The sequence below is a fragment of the Streptacidiphilus neutrinimicus genome, assembly GCF_000787815.1.
Lineage (GTDB): Bacteria > Actinomycetota > Actinomycetes > Streptomycetales > Streptomycetaceae > Streptacidiphilus > Streptacidiphilus neutrinimicus.
Genome location: NZ_BBPO01000013.1, coordinates 1 through 23,791 on the forward strand (window position 1 = coordinate 1; position 23,791 = coordinate 23,791).

General features: G+C 68.5%; 20 protein-coding genes and 1 pseudogene. 15 read left to right on the plus strand and 6 right to left on the minus strand.

All coding sequences use genetic code 11. The features are described from left to right. From TR48_RS43105 to TR48_RS11125, 3 genes are all read right to left on the minus strand, one after another. The coding region (locus TR48_RS43105; protein WP_500799093.1) for a TrbL/VirB6 family protein at nucleotides 1-1,121 on the minus strand (1,121 nt) is incomplete at its 3' end. Nucleotides 1,122-1,435: 314 nt separating this feature from the next. Next, nucleotides 1,436-1,792 carry a pilin gene (locus TR48_RS11120; protein WP_042365907.1) on the minus strand — a complete coding sequence of 119 codons (357 nt, stop codon included), beginning with the start codon at nucleotides 1,790-1,792 and terminating at the stop codon, nucleotides 1,436-1,438. A 252-nt stretch (nucleotides 1,793-2,044) separates the two neighbouring features. Further along, nucleotides 2,045-2,866 carry a hypothetical protein gene (locus tag TR48_RS11125; RefSeq protein ID WP_042365908.1) on the minus strand — a complete coding sequence of 274 codons (822 nt, stop codon included), beginning with the start codon at nucleotides 2,864-2,866 and terminating at the stop codon, nucleotides 2,045-2,047. Between the two features lie 386 nt (nucleotides 2,867-3,252). Between TR48_RS11125 and TR48_RS41795 the strand changes: the two genes are divergently transcribed. From TR48_RS41795 to TR48_RS11170, 9 genes are all read left to right on the plus strand, one after another. Continuing rightward, the gene (locus TR48_RS41795; protein ID WP_152627915.1) at nucleotides 3,253-3,849 is read left to right on the plus strand and encodes a hypothetical protein; all 597 of its coding nucleotides are present in this window, start codon (nucleotides 3,253-3,255) and stop codon (nucleotides 3,847-3,849) included. Nucleotides 3,850-4,292: 443 nt separating this feature from the next. Next, nucleotides 4,293-5,093 (plus strand): hypothetical protein, encoded by an 801-nt coding sequence (locus TR48_RS11135; RefSeq protein ID WP_042365909.1) that lies wholly within the window; start codon nucleotides 4,293-4,295, stop codon nucleotides 5,091-5,093. A 14-nt stretch (nucleotides 5,094-5,107) separates the two neighbouring features. Then, nucleotides 5,108-6,100, plus strand: coding sequence for a TRM11 family SAM-dependent methyltransferase (locus TR48_RS11140; RefSeq protein WP_052442572.1), 993 nt, complete (start codon nucleotides 5,108-5,110; stop codon nucleotides 6,098-6,100). 258 nt (nucleotides 6,101-6,358) lie between these two features. After that, nucleotides 6,359-6,574 (plus strand): helix-turn-helix transcriptional regulator, encoded by a 216-nt coding sequence (locus TR48_RS46570; protein WP_042365910.1) that lies wholly within the window; start codon nucleotides 6,359-6,361, stop codon nucleotides 6,572-6,574. A 30-nt stretch (nucleotides 6,575-6,604) separates the two neighbouring features. Continuing rightward, nucleotides 6,605-7,933 (plus strand): site-specific integrase, encoded by a 1,329-nt coding sequence (locus tag TR48_RS11150; RefSeq protein ID WP_042365911.1) that lies wholly within the window; start codon nucleotides 6,605-6,607, stop codon nucleotides 7,931-7,933. 122 nt (nucleotides 7,934-8,055) lie between these two features. Then, nucleotides 8,056-9,339, plus strand: coding sequence for a restriction endonuclease (locus TR48_RS11155; RefSeq protein WP_042365997.1), 1,284 nt, complete (start codon nucleotides 8,056-8,058; stop codon nucleotides 9,337-9,339). 283 nt (nucleotides 9,340-9,622) lie between these two features. Beyond that, complete coding sequence (locus tag TR48_RS11160) at nucleotides 9,623-10,720, plus strand: DNA cytosine methyltransferase (RefSeq protein ID WP_042365912.1); 1,098 nt, start codon at nucleotides 9,623-9,625, stop codon at nucleotides 10,718-10,720. A 289-nt stretch (nucleotides 10,721-11,009) separates the two neighbouring features. After that, on the plus strand, nucleotides 11,010-11,747 hold the full coding sequence (locus TR48_RS38775) for a nucleotidyltransferase domain-containing protein (RefSeq protein WP_084729240.1): 738 nt from the start codon (nucleotides 11,010-11,012) through the stop codon (nucleotides 11,745-11,747). A gap of 106 nt (nucleotides 11,748-11,853) precedes the next feature. Beyond that, nucleotides 11,854-13,050: a NaeI family type II restriction endonuclease gene (locus tag TR48_RS11170; RefSeq protein ID WP_236652105.1), complete on the plus strand. Its 1,197-nt coding sequence runs from the start codon at nucleotides 11,854-11,856 to the stop codon at nucleotides 13,048-13,050. A 190-nt stretch (nucleotides 13,051-13,240) separates the two neighbouring features. On the opposite strand, the gene TR48_RS40280 is transcribed toward TR48_RS11170, so the two are convergent. The 3 genes from TR48_RS40280 to TR48_RS38785 form a co-directional block, all read right to left on the minus strand. Beyond that, a complete protein-coding gene (locus TR48_RS40280) occupies nucleotides 13,241-14,422 on the minus strand; it encodes an ATP-binding protein (RefSeq protein ID WP_161789807.1) in 1,182 nt (393 codons plus the stop codon). A gap of 477 nt (nucleotides 14,423-14,899) precedes the next feature. Beyond that, nucleotides 14,900-15,523 (minus strand): RES family NAD+ phosphorylase, encoded by a 624-nt coding sequence (locus TR48_RS11180; RefSeq protein ID WP_042365913.1) that lies wholly within the window; start codon nucleotides 15,521-15,523, stop codon nucleotides 14,900-14,902. Beyond that, nucleotides 15,520-16,029, minus strand: coding sequence for a hypothetical protein (locus tag TR48_RS38785; protein WP_052442575.1), 510 nt, complete (start codon nucleotides 16,027-16,029; stop codon nucleotides 15,520-15,522). Before TR48_RS38785 ends, TR48_RS11180 begins: the two co-directional genes overlap by 4 nt. Before the next feature lie 304 nt (nucleotides 16,030-16,333). Here TR48_RS38785 and TR48_RS43110 point away from each other — a divergent pair, with 304 nt between their 5' ends. From TR48_RS43110 to TR48_RS11210, 6 genes and pseudogenes are all read left to right on the plus strand, one after another. Next, nucleotides 16,334-16,477 carry a hypothetical protein gene (locus tag TR48_RS43110; protein WP_161789808.1) on the plus strand — a complete coding sequence of 48 codons (144 nt, stop codon included), beginning with the start codon at nucleotides 16,334-16,336 and terminating at the stop codon, nucleotides 16,475-16,477. A 215-nt stretch (nucleotides 16,478-16,692) separates the two neighbouring features. After that, nucleotides 16,693-16,881, plus strand: a pseudogene (locus TR48_RS46795) (IS256 family transposase); the annotation flags it as partial. A 193-nt stretch (nucleotides 16,882-17,074) separates the two neighbouring features. After that, nucleotides 17,075-18,625 (plus strand): hypothetical protein, encoded by a 1,551-nt coding sequence (locus TR48_RS11195; protein WP_042365914.1) that lies wholly within the window; start codon nucleotides 17,075-17,077, stop codon nucleotides 18,623-18,625. A gap of 17 nt (nucleotides 18,626-18,642) precedes the next feature. Next, on the plus strand, nucleotides 18,643-19,302 hold the full coding sequence (locus TR48_RS11200; protein ID WP_174501687.1) for a hypothetical protein: 660 nt from the start codon (nucleotides 18,643-18,645) through the stop codon (nucleotides 19,300-19,302). A 234-nt stretch (nucleotides 19,303-19,536) separates the two neighbouring features. After that, nucleotides 19,537-19,803 carry a helicase associated domain-containing protein gene (locus TR48_RS11205; RefSeq protein ID WP_042365916.1) on the plus strand — a complete coding sequence of 89 codons (267 nt, stop codon included), beginning with the start codon at nucleotides 19,537-19,539 and terminating at the stop codon, nucleotides 19,801-19,803. A 354-nt stretch (nucleotides 19,804-20,157) separates the two neighbouring features. Then, nucleotides 20,158-23,718: a hypothetical protein gene (locus tag TR48_RS11210; protein ID WP_152627916.1), complete on the plus strand. Its 3,561-nt coding sequence runs from the start codon at nucleotides 20,158-20,160 to the stop codon at nucleotides 23,716-23,718. Nucleotides 23,719-23,791: the final 73 nt, after the last annotated feature.

Below are 23,791 nucleotides of genomic sequence, written 5' to 3' on the forward strand. Positions count from 1 at the left end.
GCGCCGCCGGTACCAGAGCCCGGGCCTCCTGGCGGGCCGCCGGGTGCGCCGCGTCCGGGCGCGCCGCCCGGTCCACGATGACCGGGCCGGCCCGCTCCCCCGGGCGGGCCAGGTGGCCTCGGTCTGCGCGGGTTGGGTCCGCCCGGTGTGCGCGGTGGACGGCGTGGTCCCCCACGGAGCATCCCGAACAGTCCCTGTGCCCCCGGCGGGCCGAAGCGTCCGGCGATCTGCGCGCCGAGCGCGTACGGACCGAACGGCAGGCCCAGGGCGCCGAGGGCGACCTTCTGTAGCAGGTGCAGGCCGCCCCGGCCGCCGCCGACGGTGCGCTGGACCGGGCTGGTGACCAGGCGCCGGATCCATCCGGGGATCTTGACGAGCAGGTAGAGGCAGCCTCCGAGAACGGCCAGGTTGATCAGCGGACCCGCGGTGGGGACACCGAGGAGGGCGTAGTTGCCGGGGTCGAGCAGCACTTTGACGGTCACCAGGAAGACCACCGACTGCAGGACCTGGACACCCATGATTCCGAAGAACGCCTTCCACCACAGACGGGCTGCCCCCTCGGTGGCCGGTGACCCGTGGCAGGCCAGCAGCAGCGGCGCGGCCACGACCAGAACCAGGACGCAGGCGACGCGGATCAGCACGGTGATCACAACCGCGACGGCGATGACCGTGACGGCCAGAGCCAGCACCACGAGGTAGACCGGGCCGGTGGTCGGGTTGCCGTTCAGGAGCATCCCGGTGAGGGTCGCGGCCAGGTCGTCGGCGGTGATGCCGTCGACGAACACGTCGCTGCTGATCGCGTTCACCAGACCGATCACCTGGTGGCACATGGTCAACGACAGGTTCGCCGCCAGCATCCCCAGGGCGAGGCGCGGGACCAGGTCGCGGGCCGCCCAGCGCTGCTGCACGGTGCCGTGACTCATGGCCAGGATCCCGGCGGCGAGCACCGCCAGCACGTACAGCGAGCACGCCAGCAGCCGCAGCCCGTCCCACAGCCCGGCCACCGTCGGCAGCTGCGTGACGTCCGGCGTGGACAGCAGCAAATGGGCCAGGAGCGCCATTACGGGCGTCACGAAGGGTTGCAGGAGGGCCGCGAGGAAGGATGTGATCGCGTCCTTCACCTCGCCTGGGATGTCGAAGATCCCGGTCGCGTTCGGGTCGGACGGGGTAGCCGGCTGGATCAGCCCGCCGCCCGGCGGCGGAGCCGGCTTACCCGCGTCCCCACCGCCGCCAGGCGATCCGCTGACCGGGGCGGGCGACGGTCCCGGAGCGGGAGCCGGAACCTTCCCCACGCTGCCCGGGGCTGGCGGCGTGGGCGGTGCTCCGGCCGAGGGCTGCGGCACCCCCGGATCGGCGACGGCGCTAGCCTGGACGACCACGAAGGGAAGCAGGGCGAGGGCGGCAAGGACGGTGATGCGGCGGAGGCGGTGGCACCTCATGCTCCGACCATCTTCTTCAGCACGGTCACGATGACGGGGGCGAGGATCGCGAGCATGTAGCCCTGGCCGGCGCTCCTGAGGGCGCCTTTGGCCTTCTCGACCTCGCCCGGGTCGCCGCCGGCCATCAGGTAGCGCACGCCGCCGATCGTGAGGAAGAGCGTCGCAAGTCCCGCCAGCAGGCCGACGATCCAGGTCGTGATGTTCGAGATCGTCTGGTCGATCGTCGCCACCGCGAGCACGCTGCTCGCGGCCCACGCCGCCGGGCTGCCGATCAGCCAGCAGCCGGCGGACACGACGGCGAGAACCAAGCACTGCGGCGGGCGCCGGGGGCGGGGGAACCGGAATCTGGGCATGCGGGAACCTCCACGGGCCAGGGGCGGGAAGGGAGTGACGGCGGGGGGTGGTGCCGCCGAAGTTCAGCGGCACCACCCCCGGTTCAGCGGGGAGAGGCTGGGTGTGGTGAGCCCGGGGAGTCCGTCGGACCTTCACCTCCCTACGAGGAGTCGTGAAGGACCGGATGGTGCGAAGTGTCAACGTCCGCGGCGCGGACCCCGGGAGCACCACGGCCGGCGACTACTGGTGCCGGCCGGCGTGGTCTCTCACCCTCAAGAAACGCAATTTTCAGGCCGATCCAAACGCTCGAAATTCAATTCGACGTCCTCGCTGGACAGTCGACCCGACGCGATCGCCGCCGCGAGCTTGCGCTCGGTGCGCGTCCGGAGCATGAACAGGCTCTCCCTCGATCCGCCCAGTCGCCTCTCGACTTCGGCCATCGGCATGCCCTCCAGCCGGGACCATGCGACGATCCGAGCGCCCTTGGCGGAGACGATGCCCTTGCGGACCGCGAAGGCGAGCAGTTGCTCCGGCAGCACCCGCTCGCGCGGCGGGGCAGGAACGTGCTCCAGCTCCACCTCCGCCTCCCGGACGCGGGAGGTCCGGGTGAGTGCGGCACGCGCCGCCCGCTCGGCGGCCCACAGCAGTCGGGCCGGGATCCGGGCCGGGTCACGCCGCCACGTCCCGTCCTGCCGCATGGCGGCGAGCTGCTCCCAGAAGCCGCCCAGCACGATCATCTGGATCTCCGCCCGCTCCTCAGAGCCGGTCGCCTTCACCGTCTGCGCCCAGCGCATGCTCACCCGGGTCAGCCCCGGCAAGGCCATCCCGACCGCGGCGAGACGCCAGTCCTCGCCTTCGCGTCCACCGAGGCCCGCCAGTTCGAGCAGCCTCGCCCACACCTCGCCGCGGGCCTGGTGGCCGAGCTGAGGGTGCAGCAGCAGTGCCCGCAACGCCACCACGTCCACCGGCCCGTCCGGCAGGCCCTCCCCATCCAGGTCTGCGGTCTTCATCTCCAGCGGCACCGGCCGCTCCACCAGCGCACGGAACTCCCGCGCCACCTGCTCCAGCGGGTACAGCGCTCCAGCGGCAGTCATGTCGCGATCCCCTTCGTCGAAGGCCGGCGGCGACCCCGACGGGCCGCCTGGGCCTATCGCGCCGAAGTCGCCTCCTTCGTCCCTCCGCCCCAGCCCCGCAGCACCTCTCGACCATCTCCGGCAGGCACCCGATCCACCTCCCGCAAGAGGCTGGTCCCGAGCGGCCGGCGCACCGGAGGTCCGCCGCTGACCTGCGCAGACGACACCGCCGTCACAAGAGCCCGCGGCGCAGACCCTGTCCTCGCGTGCAGCGAAATTCCTGTTCTCCGCCGCTTGCACCCACGGACCGATTGCGAGCGTGCATCGGCCGCACACGCTCGCGGCCCGCCGGCTCGCCGTCGCAGCACGGGGGTGCGGCTGGTCAGCGCCCGGCCTAGCCTGAAAACGTGAAAGGCGTGATGGTCGCTGTCGCAGTGGTGGGCACCTTGGCCGGCGTCGCGGCCTGCTCGTCCGCTGCCACCTCCCAGTCGATCAACCCGACGCGCACGGTGACCACGACCGTCACTCACCAGTCCGCACCCACCCCAGGCACTACCGCGCCCACACACACATCGCTGCCGCCGACCAGCGCGCACGCGGTGCAGCCCACGGCGAGCGTCGCCATCACCTCGCCACGCGCCACACCAACCTCGCGGGGTGGCTCCTCAGCAACGGCGACCAAGGTCGTGATCTACGACTGTGGCGCGCAGCCGGTCAACCAGCCCGTGACGTTCATCCTCGCGTGCGGCGACGCGGGCGCGGCCCTGGAGGGCCTGGGCTGGACCGGCTGGGGAGAACCCGCCGCAACCGCCACCGGCCGACTGCGGCAGAACACGTGCGTACCGAACTGCGCCGCCGGCGGCTCCGTTTCCTATTCCGCCACGGTGACCGTCAGCGGCCTCACAAACGGCCGCTACACGAGCATGCACATCAACGCGCCCAGCGCCCCCGCCCCCAGTTCGGACTTCAGGCTCGGCCTGAACGGACCGGTCATCAGTCGCTGACCTGCCTGACCGACGACCACCCCACGGGCTTCGAATCGGGCCTGGGTGGCGCGCACCTGCGTGCGGCACGGCGACATGCAACCTCCGCCGTGCCTCCGGTCTTCCTCCGGTCACGCCAGGTAGGCGCACCGAAGGAAGACCGGAGGTACGGCCCTGACCAGCCAGAACGCGGCGCAGCACTCCGCTGTTCACCAAGCTGGTGATCCACGGCGCGCCACCACCACAGCAACCTCCGGCAACGTCCCCCGCTCCTGCCGCTGCCCCGGTCCCAGAGCTGACTCACGGCTCCTGCCGACGGCCCACCGCGCTCACCTTGGGTGCCGCTTCGACCGGGATCGCAAAAGACTGCTGCGGTCGAATTTCTGATCGTGCGTTTGGATCGGCCCGAAAAATGCGTTTCTTAGGGTGTCAACGTCCTGCGGCGCCCGTCGGGCCAGCCGTCCATGAACGACCACCGCACACCCACTTCCACCGATGACCCCGTCCCCGCCCCTCGCGGCCGGCACCGCCGCGAAACCCCCCGCCTGGACGGGCTGCCCTCCGTCCCGCTGTCGGTCTGGCTGACCGAACCGCTCACCGGGTGCTGCCCGCTGTGCACCGACCCGGTCGGCACCGCCTGCGCCCGCCGCCTCCCGCTCGCGCTGGTCCGGCAGATCACCGAGACCTACAGCGAACCGGGCGACGTCGTGTGGGTCCCGGACGCCGGCAACGGCAGCCCGCTCATCGGCCCCGTCACCTGCGGCCGCAAGGTGATCGGCTACGCCCGCACCCCAGACCACGCCCGCACCACATCAGCGCTCCTCAAGGAGCAGCCCACCGAAGTCGCCTCCCTGGCCGTACTCCGGCACGTCCCGCCCGCCGGCCTGCCGGGCCAGAGCGAACGTCTCGCCTCCCGCGCGGCGCTCGCGATCCTGGCCCCGCACCACCCCGCCGGCGCCTCCGAACTGGCGCCGGTCCTGGATGCCACGGTGCGCGTCCTGCGACCCGGCGGTGTGACGGTCATCGTCACCCGCCAGCAGCCCGGCCAGGACCGGCCCGGCCTGCTCACCGCCTTCGCCCAGGCCGCCGGGTTCACCTACCTCCAGCACGTCGCCGCCGTCGAGGCCACCGCCGCCAACGGCAAGCTGCGCCCCCGCACCGAGGCCTCCCCCGCGCACGGCCCCGACTGCGCCTGCACCGGCCCCGCCGCCCGGGCCGGACGGCACCAGGTCGCCCACCACGACCTGCTCGTGTTCACCAAGTAGCCCAGGGAGCCAACGTGACCGCCATCGCCCGCAACCTCGACTCCCCCTCCTCCCCGCTCGACGCCGCCCGCGCCGCGCTGGCCGACGCGCCGTGCTCGGTCTGGGTGACCGCCCAGGCCAGCCCGGCCGCCCAGCGCAAGGGCCGCTACCTGCCCACCTCCACCGCCCATCCCGGCAAGATGCTCCCCGCGATCGCCCGTCACGCCATCGACGTCTACACCAAGCCCGGCGACACCGTCCTCGACCCGATGTGCGGCATCGGCACCACCCTGGTGGAGGCCACCCACCTCGGCCGCCACGCCATCGGCGTCGAACTGGAACACCGCTGGGCCCAGGTCGCCCGCGGCAACGTCATGCACGCCCACCGCCAGGGTGCCCAAGGTGCCGCCACCGTCTACCGCGGCGACGCCCGCGACGCCGACCGCATCGTCAACCCCGAACTGCACGGCAGCGTGAACCTGCTGCTCACCTCACCCCCCTACGGGGCGTCCCTGCACGGGCAGGTCCGCTCCACCCGGGAGACCGGCCAGGACGGCATCGTGAAGTTCCACGACACCTACGGCACGAGCATGGGCAACCTCGCCCACGCGCCCACCGACGAACTGCTGGACTCGTTCACGCAGATCCTGCGCTCCTGCCGGCCCCTGCTCGCGGACGGCGCCACCGTCGCGGTCACCGCCCGGCCCTGGCGCGAGCACGGGGAACTGGTCGACCTCCCGGCGGCCGTGGTCGCCGCCGGCCAGGCGGCTGGCCTCGTCCTGGTCGAGCGGTGCGTCGCACTGCTGGCCGCGGTCCGCGACGGACACCTGCAGGCCCGGCCCTCGTTCTTCCAGCTCCGCAACGTCCGCGCCGCCCGAGCGGCCGGCATCCCCATGTCGCTGATCGTGCACGAGGACCTGCTGTGCCTGCGGGTGCCCTCGCCCCGTATGGGCTGTCCCCCCGCTCAGCAGAGCAACGGCGCGGCCAATGCCGGCGGACCCCTGATCGGCCAAGTCGCCGCCGAGTAGCTCCCGGCCAAGTGGTGGACCGGGCATGGCGACTGCTCATCCCCGGCTCGACATTCTGGTTGACATTCTCGCTGGTGGAGAGCGTCCATCGGACGGCGGCCCGACCGGGCCGCCGTCCGGGACCGCAGAAAGGTCTTCGTGCCATGACGCGAAGCGCTCACCGAAGCCGCACCGCAATCCCTCTGCCCTCAGCCGATCGAGACCCGCGTCGCGTCGCGCCGCCGGGGCCCGGCTGCCTCCTCACCCATTCCGGAGGCCGTGTTGTCGAGCCACTCCCCCTACCCCGACAAGCTTTTGACTGCGCAGCAGACTGCCGACCGCCTTGGGCTCAGGCGCAAGACCCTCTACAACTGGGCCAGCCTCTGGGCACTGGAGCACCGCGGGCCGGAGCCCTTGCGGCTGGGCGGGCGGTGCTTGCGCTACCGGGAGTCCGATGTGGCGGCTTTCATCGCATCGCTCGAGCAAGTGGCCTGATCGCGAGCTTCCCGGCCGAGGAGATCCGACATGGGGATTGAGCAGCCCTACGACCGCTGGCACAAGGCTCGTCCGGAGCCCGGCGAGCCGGAGTGCAGCGAACATCCCGGTCTCGTGCCGAGCCCCGAGCATGGCTGCGAAATGCGCTGGCAGGCTCGCTGGCGTGATGCCGCGGGTGCGCAGCGCTCAAAGAACTATCCGAAGAACAAGAAGTCAGCGGCACTCGCCTTCCAGCGAAGCCAGCGCGCCGCTGTGGCCGAAGGACGCGACCCGTTCCCCCACCGCGGCAGGAAGCCCCGAAAGAGCACAGGACCGACGATTGCCGAGTACGCCGAGACCTTCCTCTCCCGTCACGAGGGCCGCCAGGGAACCGTGGCCACATACGGCTACCGGCTGCGAACGCATCTGGTCCCAGCGCTCGGTTCGCGCGAATTGCGCGAGGTGAAGCGCGGCGACTACCGGGACTTCTTCACCTCGCTCAAACGGAGCGGGATGCCCGACTCCACTCGATCCGCAGTGAAAAAGGCCGTGTCGGCCATGCTCTCCATGGCAGTCGAGGACGGGCTACTGGACGGCAATCCCGTCGCCGGTATCCGACTGCCGAAGGGGCGCAGCCGCGAGGTCCGCCTCACTTGGCTCCACGTCGTTGCTCTGGCCGACGAGATCGATCAGCGCTATCGGCTGCTCGTGTGGTTCGGGGCGCTCCAGGCCCTCCGCTCCATGGAGGCGACGGGCGTGCGCCTCTCGGACATGGAGACAGTGCCAGGGATGCAACTTGTCGAGGAACAACGCCAGCGTGGCAAGGCCGGACCGCTCAAGACGTCGGCCAGTCGGGCGCCACTCGCGGTCGGCTCCTTCCTCCGCGGAGAATACGAGGTTCATCTGGCCCGCTGGCGCACCCCTTTGCGGGAGGCGGCCCTGCGCAAGCGCGATCGACGCGGGCTGCCCCCGATCCCGAACGAGTACTCGGACTTGGTCACGCTCTCGCGCTTCTGGACCCCGGTGTGCGAGAGCGGGCTGTGCCGCGCCTTCGATCTGGCAAAGGCGGGCGCCCGAGCGCGCGGAGTCGATGTCCCGGCCAATGCGACTTTCCGGGATCTCAGACACTTCGTCGACGCCGTGCTGGTCGCTTCTGGGCTCGAACCCCGCAAGGTCCAGGCTCGGATGCGCCACGCCAGGCTCGCCGAGACGCTGGATACCTACGGCTACCTCGTCTGGGAGGTCGACTGGGAGAACGCCCCGGCCTCCTTCGCCGAGCTGTACGGAATTCCCGCACCGGCGGGGCTGCCCGAGGCAGCCCTGATCCCGAGCGCCGACCGCGTCGGCCCGGCTGGAACAGGTGAACTGACGGAGGCCTGACGCCCTCTCGGCGAACGGCGCCGCGGTCGCAATCCTCGTGCGTCCTCATGTCGGTGCCCTGTGGCACGATCACTGCGCAGCGTTCGGGCCACGAAGGGGGAGCCATGGGGCGTACGTTGGGCATGGGCGGCGTACTGCGGTACACGAGTGCCAAGGACGCCGCCCCTCCGCTGATCGACGGCTTCGACAACTTCTATTTCGTCACCGAGAGCCCAGGGCAGAAGCGAGTATTGCTGGAGGCTGGGATCAACCCGGTGGCCAAGGTTCGCACGCCGGTCGGCGCACGGCGGCCGGCGGTGCTGATCCGCTCCAGTCCATGGAAGGCAGGCTCCGAGCAGACGCCGTGGCACGACGTCTTCGACCTCGACCACGGCCACGTCCGCTACTTCGGCGATCACAAGGTCAATACCGACAAGCCCGTCGGCGGGACAACAGGCAATTCCGCCTTGCTCGATGCCTTCGACGAGCATCAGGCCCCGACTGCCGCGGGACGCGCGGCCGCTGCACCGCTGCTGCTCTTTCGGTCCGTATCGCGAAACGGCAAGGTCAAGGGGCACGTCGACTTCTGCGGCGTCGGCCTGATCGAGCGCGCCGAACGGGTCGTCCAATGGGCGGGTCAGGCCCGCAGCACGTTCACCAACTACGTCTTCGACCTGGCTGTGATCGACCTGTCCGCCGAGGGAGACAAGCTGGACTGGGAGTGGATCACAGCACGCCGAGATCCCGGCAGGTCCGATGCCGATGTGTTGAAGCTGGCCCCGGCGGCCTGGCGGGAGTGGGTGAAGCACGGACACTCCGTTCTCCCACAGGTTCGTCGGCGAGTCGCTCGAAGCAGCGTCGTCAAGGTACGCGACCAACGCCCCACGGTGGGCAGCAGCGCGGCAGCAGACCTGCAGGCTGTCTACCAGCGCTTCGACGGCAACAAGCACGCCTTCGAGGCGCTGGCCTCCGCGGTGGCAGCTCGAGTGATGCGCGCCTCTGGGCACGGATACCTGGAAGGCTGGCTGACCCGTCGGTCGGGAGACGGCGGCGCGGACTTCGTAGGGCGGATAGACCTCGGCAGAGGGCTCGCCGGCACCAAGCTTGTAGTGCTGGGTCAGGCCAAATGCGTCAAGCCGGACAGTCTGATCTCAGCCGAGCAGATCGCCCGGGTGGTGGCCAGGCTTCAGCGCGGGTGGATCGGCGTCTATGTCACAACGGGCTCCTACTCGGAGCCGGCTCAGCTCGAGATGGTCGAGGACCAGTACCCGATCGTCCTCATCAACGGCCAGGATCTCGTCAAGGAGCTCCGTGAGATCGCCCGGGAGGACCACGGGGGCGATCTCTCCGCGTGTGTGGAGCACCTGCTCAGCGGCCGTCCGCTCGAGGTCCTTAACCGCAGGCCGGAAGAGATCCTTCTTGGGTGACTTTGGGCAGCCGCCCACCAGTACTGGACCCGTCAGCCCAGCATTTCTGGGCACCGGGCGCACCGAGCGGGCCGAGCTGGAGAGCAAGGCCCGACGGGCCCTTCCGCAGATGGTCCTCCTGCGACTGAACACGACAGAGGGTGCACATCGAGGCGCGGAGCGTCACTGTCAGTGCGCCGCGGTAATCTTCAGGGTCGCCGAACAACGACAGTCAGAGCGGGCAACGAGATCACCGAGCTGATGGCACCGTCGCCCCGTTACGACATACCTGGAGAAGACCCAAGTGCAGCCCACCAAGATCGTGGACCTGTTCGCCGGCCCCGGCGGACTCGATGTGGCGGCAGAGAAGCTTGGTGTCCCAACCGTGGGAGTCGAATGGGACTCGGCGGCGTGCACGACCCGCCGCGCGGCAGGTCTGGAGACGGTGGAGGGGGATGTACGCCTGTACGACCCGTCCCATTTCCCCGAGGCCGACGTCCTGGCCGGAGGACCTCCTTGCCAGACCTTCACCGTCGCTGGCAGCGGGGCCGGCCGTAGGGCGCTCGACGACGTCCTGAACTTCGTCAAGCGATTCGTCGCCCGGGAGAGCCGTGAGGAGATCGAGAAGGATCTCTCCAAGCTCGACGACGAGCGGACGGGTCTTGTCCTGCAACCTCTTCGCTGGGCCCTGGACGCCATCGATCGCTTCGACCGACCGTACCGGGCAATCGTTCTTGAGCAGGTCCCGGCGGTGCTCCCCGTGTGGCAGGCCTACGCCGAAGCGCTGGACGGCGAGGGCTACACCGTCGACGTCGGCATCCTGCACACCGAGGCATTCGGAGTCCCTCAGACGCGCAGGCGTGCCGTACTCATCGCCCGGCATGGGGATGTCGAAGTGGCGCTCCCCGACCCCACTCACCGCACGTACCGCAAGGGCGTGCCCCGCGAGGAGGGACCTGCCGCCCTCGAAGAGTGGCGCAGGATGGCCGACGTGATCGATCGCCCCACCGCCTTCGAAGTGATCTCCAACTACGGCACGGGCGGCGACCCCAAGGCACGCGGCCGTCGAGGATCATGGGAGCCGTCAGCCACGGTCACCGGGAAGATCTCTCGCAACCGCGTCGTCGGGCTAGACGGCTCCGAGCTGGACCGCTTCTCCTTCTCCGAGGCGGGGCGCCTGCAAACATTCCCGACCGACTACCCGTGGTCCGGGCGCGACGTCGGGCAGCAGATCGGCAACGCCGTTCCCCCGCGGCTCGCCATGCACGTGCTGTCCGCTGCATTCGGCTGGTCCCCTCCGTCCGAGGCCATGCTGCGCAGCCTCAACACCTGGAAGGCACACGGCCCCTCATCGCCAGCCGCCGATACCTCTGTGCCGAGCGGCTCCAGCCCCTCCGAGTAACCGGAGCCTTCGGGCGGCCCCGAACGTGTCTGCTTTCCCGCCCAGGACCTTGCTGCCGGAGTACCGGCTCATCGCCGCCGGTCGGTCGCGCTGCATGCCGGGGCCTACCGAGCGAGCGTTCTGTGCCGTGCTGGCTTCCCCGACAGCCTCAGAGACGCTGCGCCGCCGCGCCGTCCAGAGTGTCAGCAAGTCGAGCTGGTCCCACGAAGTTGCGGGTCGGTTTCGCCCAGCAGGCCGCGAGAATGGTGAAGGCGCAGACGCCGACAGGGCGAACAGGGGTGGAATGACGATGAAGCGCTACGACTACGCGATCGACGCTGCCTTTCACTACAGCCGGGACCGACTCGCCTACCCCGTGGAGCAGAAGCTGTCCTGGCCCGACTCCGGTAAGGTTCTGGCGCGCTCGTTGGAGTATGCCGTTAGCGGCCTCGGAATCGCTTGGGGTCACCCAGTGAAGGCTGGCCCGAAAGCTCAGCGGATCTTCGACACGCTCGGCCCCCACACCCCGCCCGCCCTCGCCACCGCAGTAGTCGGGATCTGGGCTGCCGAGGGGCAAACCGACGCGAAACTCCCCTTCGATCAACTGCACGCACTGGCCACCGCAGCAGTCGACTCCCTGCACAAGCTGAGCAACTCGACGCCCCCGACCGACTTGGCCGTCCCACCCTCGCCACAGCCGATCAACTGGGAAGATCTGGATCCTCAAGATCAGGTCCTCCTCAGCACTGCCGCTGCGGAGGCCCGCAAATGGGTCCCGGACCTTCAGGTTCGGCTTTTCGGTTCGCGAGCTGCGGGTCGCGCCCGCCCCGACAGCGACTACGACCTTCTCCTGATCTTTCCCACCCTGCCCCACCCGCAGCAGTCATTGGCGATCGGCGACCTCACCACTCACGTGAGGAACCACGACGCCGAAGTCGACAGGGTGGAACTGAGCGCAGCCGCCTGGACCCAGCCCGAGCCAGCTGACGAGCTGATCGTCGACCTCACCCGACAATGCTCGATCGAAGTCCCGAGCGCCTGCAGTTGAGGAGGAGAGGCACGGACCGGATTGTCTCAGGCGCCACCGCCAACCTGCTCGACCCAGAGCGGGTGAGCACTCCAGTCTGTCGGTGCCTGCTGCCAGACTGCAGCGCGTGACGATACAAGAGGGTCTGCCTTTCCCGCAGGATGTTGCTCAGGCTGGCATGCAGGAGTCGCGAGCGTTGGCGGCGATGCACTCGCGCCGCAACTCGTTCCGCACCTGGGACCCCCCGTGCGAGCCCATGAGCAAGGTGCCGCGCGAATGGCGGATACAGTCGGGGCTTACGCAGCAGGTCCCCGATGACCTTGCCCCCTTCGTTGAGTGGTTCAACGAGCAGCCGGAGGCACGGGAGCGGTTCCGATGGGCGCTGCGCGACTCCCTCGATGAGTTGCTCGATGGTCAGCGGACGGGGCGCTGGGCTTACCAGCACCTGACGAAGACCGAGAAGACGTATCTCGGCACGGCCGTCGAGGTGAACCTCACCAAGGAGTTCGCCATCGCCAACGGCGCAGACCTCGACTGGTCGATCGCAGACCTTGACATTGACTGCAAGTTCTCCAAGGACCTCGGTGGTTGGGAGATCCCAATGGAGATGTATCTGTGCGGCGACCACGGTGAGCGGGGTGGTCGAGCCAACCATGCTGCAGTCGTGACCTGGATGAACGACGACACGAGCCAGTGGGCCGCGGGCATCGTGCGGATCACCGACGGGCGCCTGCGCTGGAAGAAGGCGACGGCTGCAAACAGCGACCGCGTCCGAGCGTACAACCGGGACAACAAGCGCAAGCTCTCCGATACCGCCAAGTCCGATGTGTACTGGCTCTGGGGCGGCCTCCAGACCGATCTGCCGACGAACCTGCTGCGCCACCTGGATCCTGAAGCACGCGAGCGGATTCTCTCTGCATCGCTGCCGGGCCGGCGCTCGTCGGGCCAGCAGCGGCTGAACCAGCTGTTCCGCGAGGTGCGAGACCGGATCGTCGGCCGACAGACTGTGTTGACCGTCGGTCAGCAGGACGACTCGCCGAAGCGTGCACGCGACGCACGAAAGCATCTACGCCCCGACGGGATCGTCGTGCTGGGTCACCAAGGGTCACACCCGCAGGTCGCCCGCGCGCTCGAACTGCCAGTACCGATCAAGGGCGAATGGATCTCCACCCACCTTGTTCCCGTTTCATCTGACGATGCCCGACCGAAATTCTCGCTGGACGGCCAGTTCTGGGCTCGCGCTCGTGGGAATGAGCTGTTGAATCCTGAGCCCAATCCTGCCCCAGACCTACCTGATGACCGAGCGATTGATGAGCCGTGCTAGTGATTGAGTACTCGGGTCGATCACGTCGTCCGACAGCCCACAAGTCACCCGGGGCTTCCGGCCGACGCGGCGTGCCTCAGAGAGAGGCGGCGAGCGGATACGGGGTACCGACTGATGCCATGAGTTGAGCTTTACTGCTGGGACCCCGGCGCGAGTGATCGAGCTGGCCCCGGGGTCCAGTGGTTGCGCATCAGGGTCGGGGAGTGGCATGGAGTCGGCGCAGAGCCTGCTCCATGCCACGTAGTCCCGCATCCAGGCTGATCTGCTGTAGCCAGTTGTCGACCAGAGTGCGACGTTCGCCTTGGTCGCGCTGATCGACGCCCGGGTCCGCCAGCAGGTTGGCTCCGTGCGAGGAGCCGGCATCAGGAAAGGGCGTCAGGCCGTTCCCAGTGAGCAGATCCTGCACGGGCGGCCCGGTGACGAAGTCCAGGCTGAGAGGCTGGGGTACGACCAAGGGGTCGACGCCGGCCAGGGTGGCGAGCGCGGCAGTCACGCGCTCGTCAACGAGCGTGGCCACCATGGAGTCAACCAGGTCGTGGAGACGGCCGACGGCCAGAGCCGGGCTGCTGGGCATCTTCAGGGCGTGCCCAATCCGCACGAGAGCCTCCAAGCTGACCCGCAAGTGGGAGACGGGGGCTCCGTAGGAGGCTGGCAGTTCGAGCTTTGCAACGGCTTCCAGGGCATACGGCTCCGCCGCGCCGGGGCCGCCTCGCCACAGGAGCCGAACTGTGCGGGCCCGGTTAAAGCCGGACCGGTGGAACGGGTTCATCCCGCCAGTCCCGAGCGAAGCGCACCAGTGGAACAGTGCCTGGTGCAGTGGGGAGTTGTTCAGGGCGCCGGCGAAGGCGTCCACCGCGCTCTCGGAGAGCGGGCTCCAGGTCGCAGAGGCGTCGACCGGGACGAACATCCCGGTGTGAACCAGGAAGTCGGCCGCGTGCTGGCCATTGGCGTCCCGGGGCAGTTCAGGATGTGGCAGGCGCCAACCAAGGGTCTTCACCTGGGGCGCTGCTTCGGTGATCAGCTGAGTCAGACGCGGCAGACCAGCGACCGCGTTACGGCCATGCAGCCTGATCGGGGCCGCGCCCTGGATCAACAGGGGCCTGGGCGCCCGTGCGGGGTCAACGCGCACCACCAGCACCATCAGGCCGTCGCTGCCGGGCAGCGGCACCGGAATGATCTCGGGCTCCCACGGCGGTTCCAGCTTCTGGTGACAGGCGCTGACAATCTGAACGATCGTCGACTCCGGGACGCCGATGATCCGGTCATCCAGATTGCGCTCGGTCACCCCGACCAAGATCATGCCGCCGTAGGTGTTGGCCATTGCCGCAACCGAGTCGGGGATCTTTTGGGCGAAGCTCTCCTTGTACTCCAAGGTCAGGCTCTCGGGTTGGCCGACAGCCACAAGCTCGCGAACCCGCTCCAGAGTCACATCAGCTGGACGGCATGCGAACAGGGAAGCAGTAGATGTCATTTGGGCCGCCCGGTCGATGCGGCAGTGCGCTTCGTGAGTGTCACGCCGATCAAGCTAACGAAGCACTAGTCAGCAGCGTGCAGGTTTCCCGCACGGCGCCAGCTAAAGGACCCGGCGGATCAGGAACTCACGCTCGTCGGGCTGGGCTTCGTCCAAGCTGACGGCAAAGTCGTCTGCCATGTCGTCGAAGAGGCCGATGTCCCAGGCGCCATTGGTGATCTCCTCGCTGCGCTGGCGGGGATGCTGTCATCGACGACCCACAACGAACGGGAATGTCCGGCCGTGGTGACTTCAACGGGCAGGGGCCGGCCGATTCGCGGCAATCCTCTGACCCACGGCCGTGTCGGCCTCCCAGCCAGCCAGAGCGTGAAGAGAACCTCAGTCGAAGAGCGGCACCGGCGGAAAGTGGGGAACACCAAAGGTTCTTTCGATCTCTCGGAGCAGGTGCGAATTGATCGGCTTTGGCTCTCCGCACTGCAGGCGATCGTCATGCTCACCCGGCCGACCGTAGAAGGCGACGCAGTCGGCGCCCGACATGTTCGCCCTTCTGGACCTATGGCGGACGCCGTCGAAGCCAGCCTTCCGGAAGGCCCGCCCCCAGCTCTGCGTCTGACGACGAATCGTGCCGACCTGGATCTCGGCTCCGATACCCCAAAGGCCGACGGACTTGGGGGCGGTGAGGTCGGCAACCCCGTGAGTCGTCTTGGGCGTAACCTCGGACACCCGGTGGCTCTCCGCCCAGGTCGTGCTGATCACTGGAGCTCCGGCGAGGTTCTCCAGGACGGCGGTCTCGGGGGCGGTGGCGGTGCAGCAGCATCCATACTCGGTCTTCATGTTCCGGGGTGGGTCAAACCGGCAGCTACCGTCCGTGCAGTAGTAGAGAGCGCCATTCGACTCGCTGTGTGAGCGAAAAAGCGTTTCGGCGGGCTCAATCTGGGCCTTCGGGAAAGTCTCCCCGAGGCGGTTGATCTGCTTCTTGGATCGAGGAGCGCTGGAAGTCATTGAGCCCACCTCTTCGCGACAGCTCTCGCGAGCTTGAAGACCTCTTCCACCCTCCCTTCATCTTCAAGCAGTCCAGCGGGCGCCGCCTGTCCAAGCTCCTCGCATGGCGCGACCATCCAAGCTGCAATCATGTACGGATCAAACTCGCCGCTCGCTCGAAAGATCTGCAGAACTCGTTCGGCCGCGGGTCGCACTTGGCGACGCGAGCGATCGAACTGCCAGACTGGAAAGTGGGTCGTCTGCTTCCCCGGGAGCCCGATCAGGGTGTGCTTCTGGACTCTCTTCTGCAGGGCCTGCCGGGTGACTCCCAGGAGATCGGTCGCCTCGGCCGTCTGCATCCGATCACCCACTGCACGAGCCCAGGCCACCGGCGCCAAGGCGGCGCGAGCCGCCTCATAGCCAACGTCATGGGGATCGACGTCATCCGGCAGCCCTTCGAGCAGGTCCTTCATGTCGATGAGCCCCTTTTGAAACCCTTCGACCAGTTGGTCATAGCGGTCACTCATGTCGCCATGATGCGTCAACCCGTCAACCCCCGCAATCTGAACCGAGCAGTTTTGACCGATCGGGAACCGGCCCTGTCCAGCTTCAGGCGAGGGACGGCGTCGTCGAGCGCTCTGGACTTTGGCGGCACCGGCGCCCCGTCCGAACAAGACAGCTCCAGACGCTTCTCCAGCCCCCAGCAATCCTGATCAGGCGAGTCAGTGCTCACGTGGCTCAGCTTCACGGCGCAAGGCCTTGGCCTCGATGTCAGCAGGCGCAGAGCCTCGCCGATCCCACTTGCACCTGTGACTCAAGGAGCTGTACGCCGTGGTGGCGGAACAGAACCTGCCCGCCCTCTCGGCCCTCCGCCTCGCCGGCTTCCAGAACGCTCCCGCCACGACGGAGACCGCGGAGCTGAAGCCAGGGCTCCTCGCGCTGCGGCACCGGACACGGTTCGCGCGAACCTGCTGACCCGAAGCTCAGACCGCCCCACCGACGATCGTTCACGCGTTCTCGTCCTCGTGCACTACCCGTGCATTGCACCGGGGCAGCCGACATCCGCGCAGGTCAACAGGCATCTACCTGGGCGCTCCAGGGTCCCCGGCGTACATGGCCGACTCGTCCGCCGCCATACAACGCCGCAGGTCAGGCGGCTGCCTGAGCACACAGGGAACGCCTCGGGGCCATCGCGCTTCCGCCAGGCCTCACGCCGCCGCGGAGACTTCCCCGACGACGACGCGGCCCTCAAGGTCCTCTACCTCGTGATCCAGAACCCGATCAAGAACCAGGGCAACGTCACCGGCCGGACCCAGTCCTGGAAGCAGGCCATTAACAGCCTCACCGGTTACTTCGGCGACCCCGTCACCGACCACTAGACCCGACCGAATGAGCACCTGATCACCCACAAAGGATCAGACACTCCCCCGTCCTGGCCAGCGGCACGGATCGTGGCCTCACCAAGGGCCAGGAGCGTCCGGCGGGCTACCCCGACGCTGGCTTGGGCGAAGGCCGGGCGGGGTCGAAAATTTCGGAGGACACCCCGCGGTGCGTGCAGCAGGATGACGCAGTGTGAAACCCGCGCTGCTCGGCCTCGCTGTGAACCCCGCCCTCCCGTCCCGCCTGGTCGACCGGCTGATCGACGCAGCGGACGAGGAGCTCGCCTGCGAGCTGGCGCTGCGTCCGGGCCTGAACCGCGCTCAGGTCCGCACGCTGGCGGCTCGGTCCGAGGCGGCTGCCGTCCAACTCGCCCACTGCGGCCGACTGCAGCCGGAGGACGTCAACCCGGCCTCGCAGCCGCTCGCCGCACTCGCCCTGCTCGACGAGGGGGCCGGCCTGTCACAGTGGGCCCGGTACTTCGCCGCGGATCCGCGCGTGGAGCACCGGGAGAAGCTGGCCGCCTGTCCCGGAATCCCGCCGGACGTGGCCCGCAGCCTCGCGGACGACCCCGATGTCCGGGTGGTCGCCGAACTCGCCCGATGGGCCCCGACCCACCTGGCCGCCGAACTCGCGCCGCATCCGCATGCGGAGGTCCGCTGCGCGGTCGCCAGCAACGAGGCGGCGCCACCGAAGCTGCTGGCGGCGCTGCTCACCGGCGAAGGCATCCCTCCGGTGGAGTTGTGCCGGGTCTGCGACCAGGAGCGGGTTCCCTTCGCTCATGCCCCGGACTGCCCCCGCGTCGACTGCCGGCTGCTGCCCGGAGACGCGTGCGACGGATCCCACCAGTCCGCCGTACACGACGTTCAATGGCAGGCATTGCACAACCCGGCCACCCCGGCGCCGGCCGTGGCCCGGTTCGTCGATCACCCGTCGGCGCTGCTGCGTGAACTCGTCGCTGCACGCGAGGGCCTGCCCCAACAGGCGTACGCACGGCTGGCCGGGGATCCGATGCCGGGGGTCCGCGCGGAACTGGCAAAGAACCCGTCGATCGACGAGCCCCTGGTCCGCAGGCTGGCCGAGGACCGCGGCCACGACGTCCAACGGTCCCTCGCACACCACCCGGACCTGCCGCTCGACGTTCTGGCGCAGCTCGCCCGCTCGACCAAGCTCGGCTCCCCGCTGCTCCCGCGCATCGCCGCGGCCACGCCCGCCGAGGTCGCCGGCCTCGCCACAGCGGCCGACCCGACCCTGCGCATGCTGGCCGCCCTGCGCCGCGACCTGCCGGATGCGATCTGCGACACGCTCGCCCGCGACTGCGACGCGAAGGTCCTCAAGGCGATCGCCCCGCACCCGGGCCTCTCCGAGGCACAACTGCTCGCCATGATCGACCGCCACGGTCCCCGCGTGGCTGCGAAGGCCGCCACGAACCCCGACGCAACTGCGATCGTCCTTGAGCAACTGACCCGTCAGCCCGCTTCCGCGCGTAAGGCCTTCCGGGAGATCGCCCGCCACCCGAACACGTCACTCCCGGCACTCCTCGCCTGTCTGGCCGACCCTCAGGCCCGCCCCATCGCCGCCGCCCGTCCGGAGCTCCCCACCAGCGTCCTCATCAGCCTGCTGGCCGACGAGCACTGGCAGGTCGCGACGGCGGCCGCCGCCAACCCCTCCCTCCCCGCCAACGCGATGAGCGCGCTCCTGCCCGCAGCCGCAGACCGCTCGTCCTCGTCCGGCTGTCAGCAGTGACCTGTTCAATGTCCGCCATGAACGTTCACGAGCTGCTGCCCGCGCTAGCCGACCCCGACATCCTGCGTGCCCGCTGCCGGGCACTCACGCTGCTCGACGCCGTACTCGGCGGCTTCGCCCCGAGGCACGACTACCTCCCGAGCTGGCGTCCAGGCGTGGACCTGGCCACGATGGAGAACGGTTCCGGTGATCTGTACGGGATCGTCTTCGACCCGGCCGGGGTCTTCCTCTACGGCTTCGACCACGAATGCGACGCCACGCCGTGGCGGGACTGGCCCAGGGCGCACTGGCCCGGGCTGCTGGAGGGCCTGCCCGCCGCGCTGGCGCACTACCCGGCCGAACCGGAGCTACAGTTCGAGGGCTTCTTCGACGCGACGGTGTGCGCATGGCGCGAGACGGGCACAACCTCGTGGCAGTGCGGTCCGGTGGTGTTCGCGCCGGGAGAGTCCGATGGAGCCGGTTGGCTCTTCGCGGTGCTGACCGACGACAGCGCCGAGGCCGTCTGCAATGACGCCGAGGACTACTACGAACGCCCCGTCGACCGGCAGGCTGTCGCCGCACTCCTGGCCGCCGCCCCATTGGACCATCGGACAGTCGCTGCGCTCAATCCGGCGGCGGACTTCAAGGCGACAGCCGACCGCGCCCGCACGCTCGGCTACGCGGTGGCGGACGCCTGAACGAGGGGACGGGCGTTCCGGACAGGCCCAGGCCACGGGCGTGGCCGACTGCTGGATGGGCAGAACAAACGTGTCCCACGACGCGGCCGCGATCGAGCGCCTCGCGATGCCGCAGTCTGAGAGCCGGCCGCCGAGGGAGCCCAGGCGCGCCGGGGAGCGGGGGAGCCGGACGAGTTTCGCTCCGCAGCCGGCGAGGCACAGCTGCTGCAGTCCTCCACCCAGCGCGCTCCGGCCGTGATCGCGGCGTTCGTGCGCACCCGTGTGCTGGATCCCGAGCGGGCGGAGTTTCGCCGCGGTCTGGTGCTGGCCTACCAGGAGAAGTTCAGCGACGCGCGGGTGCCCTACGCCTACCGGGCCCCGTCCGGCCACCGGCTCGGGGTGTGGGTAGCCGACCAACGCCGCTACAAGGCCGTGCTGGACGCCGAGCGCATTAAGGAGCTGGACGAGCTCGGGATGGAGTGGTGTCAGCCCGCGCAAAATGCGCTCCGGCGTGCCTGGTAAGGGCGCTATCAGGTCGTCACCCTGAACGAGTATCCGAACCTGATGCAGAGGCTGGCCGGGCGGCTCCCTCCGGGGAGTCCTCAGGTATTCGATCCCACGGTGGCCTCGGTGTATGTCAGCTGGACGAGGCACCATGCTGATATGGACGCTGACCGCGTGGCCCCGGTCTAGCGGTCCGTGGCTCGTTGCACGGTTAGGCACTACGTGTGCCCTGTTGAAAGTGAGTCCGCGGCAGTCATGACCCCACTCTTTCGTCGGCCCAGTTGGCTGGGCGGCGCCAAGCGCCCGGCCCCGTCGCCTACTCCTGCGCCGACGCCGGTCGCCTCTCCCGCCAAGTCGGTCGGCAATGTCTACGTGGAAGGCAACGCCAACACGACCCTTGGAGCGGGAGCCCATCACAACAACACAGGGGACCTCACTGACTCAGGCGATGCCATCGTCTCGCAGTCGCCCGGTGGCGTCACGGTCACCGGTATCAACACCGCACCGATCACAGTCATCAACCAGCCAAAAGCCCAGGCCAACACCTGGTTGGCGCCAGGTCAGTACCTGAAGCAGATGAAAAGGGGGCCGATCTACTCCCACCGGTGGCGGCTCGCCGGACGAGCCCAGATCATGGACCGCCTCCTGTCACTCGCCTACAGCGAGGAAGGATCTGTAGCTCTCCTGGTCGGTAGGGGCGGAGTCGGAAAGACCAGAGTCTTGACCGCCTTCTGTGAGGCGATCGAAGGCGCAGCGCCTTCGGTGGCGGTGCGCATCCTGGGTCAGAGTCCTGAGATCAACCAGGAAGCGTTCGATCAGTTGCCGAACGAGGGCAAGTTGCTGGTCGTGATCGACGACGCACACGATCCCACGTTTCCCCTCGGGAGGATCATCGCTGGCATTCAGGAAGCCAACGGTGCTGCCAACGTGCTGGTCGCGCTGCGCCCCTACGGGCTCCCCCATGCCTACCGCGAGCTGTCCCGTGTCAACATGCACTCAAGCGAAGCAGCGCAGATCGAGGTCGGCGATCTGGAGCTCGAAGATGCTGAGTCCCTCGCCCGTGAGGTCCTCGACGAGGCGAACCACGGCTATGCGCTGCGGCTTGCAGCAGCGGCGCGGGATTGCCCACTGCTGATTGTCACCGGGGCCGCACTGATCAATCGCGGAGACCTGGATCCCCGCCGTTTCGAGGGCGAGCAGCAGCTCCACGTCGAACTCACGCGCCGCCTGGCCGATGCACTGGCGATTGATTCGAACTCGACCGCGCCGCGGCACGACCTGCTGAGCGCCCTGGCTGCGTTCCAACCGGTCCACTTGGATGATCCCGCCGCCTTCGCTTCGCTGGAGGCACTGACCGGTTCTCCCCCTGAAACCCTCTCCTCGCATCTGACTGCTCTGGAGCAGGCGGGGGTAGTCCTGCGCCACAACACCGCCATGCGCATAGTTCCCGATCTGCTGGGTGACGCACTCCTGATCAAGGCAGCGCGACACCCCGGAACGGGGATCGCTACCGGCTACCTCAACAGGGCCTTGGAAGCAGCCCAGGGCAGGGCGCTGATCAATCTCGTTGTAAACGCCGGGCGCGTGGACTGGCAAGACCGAGACGTCAGCGCCAACGGGCTGATCGAGCCAGTCTGGGCGTGGCTCGCGGAATCCTTCATGGCCGCCGCGGACGCGCAGGACCGCGCCCGGGCGCTGGAGGTGGTGGCGAAGGTGGCGTTCTTCCAGCCTCGCCGGGCGCTGGAACTGGTCTCTTGGGCGATGGCCCATCCCAGTGCCCCGATCACCGCGGACATCGGCTTCGGCTACAAGCGTGCCTTCACGGACGACGATGTCCGGCAGGCCGTGCCGTCTGTCCTGCGGGCTGTCGCCTACCATCCTGAGTTCCTTGCCGGGGCAGCTGGATTGTTGTGGGAACTGGGGAGGGACGACGCCCGCCCCACTAACCAGCACCCTGATCATCCCTTGCGGGTTCTGGACGAGTTCGCCAGCTTCACCCGCTTCGGCCCCACTGTCTACCAGCAGATCCTTGTTGCGCAGGTCGAACGCTGGCTTCGGCGCCAATCCGCCGAGTCACTTCACCAGCCGCTGACCGTGCTGTCTCCCATCCTGGCCACGGACGGACACGACGAGGTGTGGCGCAGGCCTGACACTTTGACGTTCATCGCCTACATGGTCCCGCCGGACCCGGGGGTGCTTGAACTGCGCGACCAGGTACTCGAGCTCGCATTCACAGAGCTGGGGAACGCCCAACTCGAACGCGCCGCGGCGGCGGTCAAGCTGATCGGCGCGGCACTCAGTCTGCCTCACGGCGGCTTCGGGATAACGGTGACGCCCGAGATGCGCCAGCCGTGGACGTCCTACATCGAGGCTGTCGTCGGTCGGCTGCAGCGTTGCCTTGCCGAGCACCCACTGGAGCCCACGATTCTGGTGGCTGTCCGGGAAGAGCTCAGGTGGCTCGCACAGTACGGTCCGGAGGAGCTTAGAGGGCCCGTCACAGTGGTGTTGGACTCGATTCCGAGGACCGTGGACAACGAGCTCGCTCGTGCTCTGCACGGCGGCCCGACCGATCCGACCGACTCCCCCGATGCCCCAGACTGGCACCAGGCGACAGAAGACCTGTTCGCACGCGTGGTAGAACAGCTCACAGCCTGGTCCGACAGTGAAGTCATCGCCCGCATGAGGGCCCTCCTGGGCCAGGAGCAGAAGGTCTTCGCCAGCCAGAACAGCTCCGCGCGACTGTTCCTGGGGGCGCTGGTCTCACGCAGGCCGTCCATAGGCGAGTTGCTGTGCAAGCACGCCCTGTCCGCACCAACCGACCCGCTGGCTTCCTTGGAGCTGGTGTCGGTCAGCCTCACCGCGATGGGCCACACCGCCGGCGGCCGGGCAGTTCATTGGGGCCGATCCATCTTGAGTGACGGCAACGTCGAGCTGGTACGCGAGGTAGCCATGGCATTCGGCCGCCAGCGCGGCCAGGCGGACCTGCTGCCCGGTGAAGCCGATCTGCTGCGAGATCTCGCAGCCCACGAGGACGGCGCCGTGCACTCGGCGACGCTCGGCGCTGTCTTGCGCCTCGGCGCCCAGCACAAAGGCCTGGCGATTGAACTGCTCACCGTGCCGCGCGATGATGACGCCGGCCTGCATGAACTGGCAATGGCCCTGGGGCTGCCCTCGCTGGGTCCAATTTCGTGGGCCGACCTGACCAGGCAGCAGCAGGACGACTGCCTTGCGCGGTTGACCGCATGCCGCTCGATCGACAGCTACGAGATCCTGCAGCTCCTGGGGGTAATCGCACAGACAGCGCCCGCGGCGGTCGTCCAGCTCCTTCAAGCGCGCGTTGAAGCGTGCGAAAACGCTTCCACGCTGGCACCCCAGGCCCTTCCCCATTCCTGGCAGGCGTCTCCTCCTTTCCGCGACCACCAGAGCTTCCCTCAACTCCTGCACCAGATCGGGGACTGGCTCACTGCCGCCCCCGGCTCCGCCTGGAGACGGTTCCTAGGAGCCAAGCTGTTCGCGCTCGTAGCCGCGCCCTATGACGAGCATGTCATCAGGCTGATCGACGAATACCTCGACGATCCTGACCCTGCGCGTCTGAGGACCGTCGCGACGATCCTCAGCGAAGCTCCTCGGGATCTGGTGTGGAACATCGCGTTCGTGCGCCGTTGCCTGCGCGCCGCCGATCGGCACGGCGACAAGCTCCTTGCCAGCATGCAGGGTGCTCTGGAATCAACCCTCAACAGCGGTGTTTTCTCGGCCGTTCCAGGACAGCCCTACCCCAAAGACGTCGAACAGCATGAGAAAGCCAAGGCGCTCGCTGGCCGTTGTGCCCCAGGCAGCGTCGAAGAGGAGTTCTACCTAGCCCTTGCGGAGTCTGCCCAGAACAGCATTCGCAGAACTCGGCACGATCTGCCCCCGGACGACCGTGACTGGTGACCGGCTCGAGCGGTGTCAACGCACGAAAAGTTCGAGCGACTCGATCCACGAATCAGGGGGTGACTTCCGACGA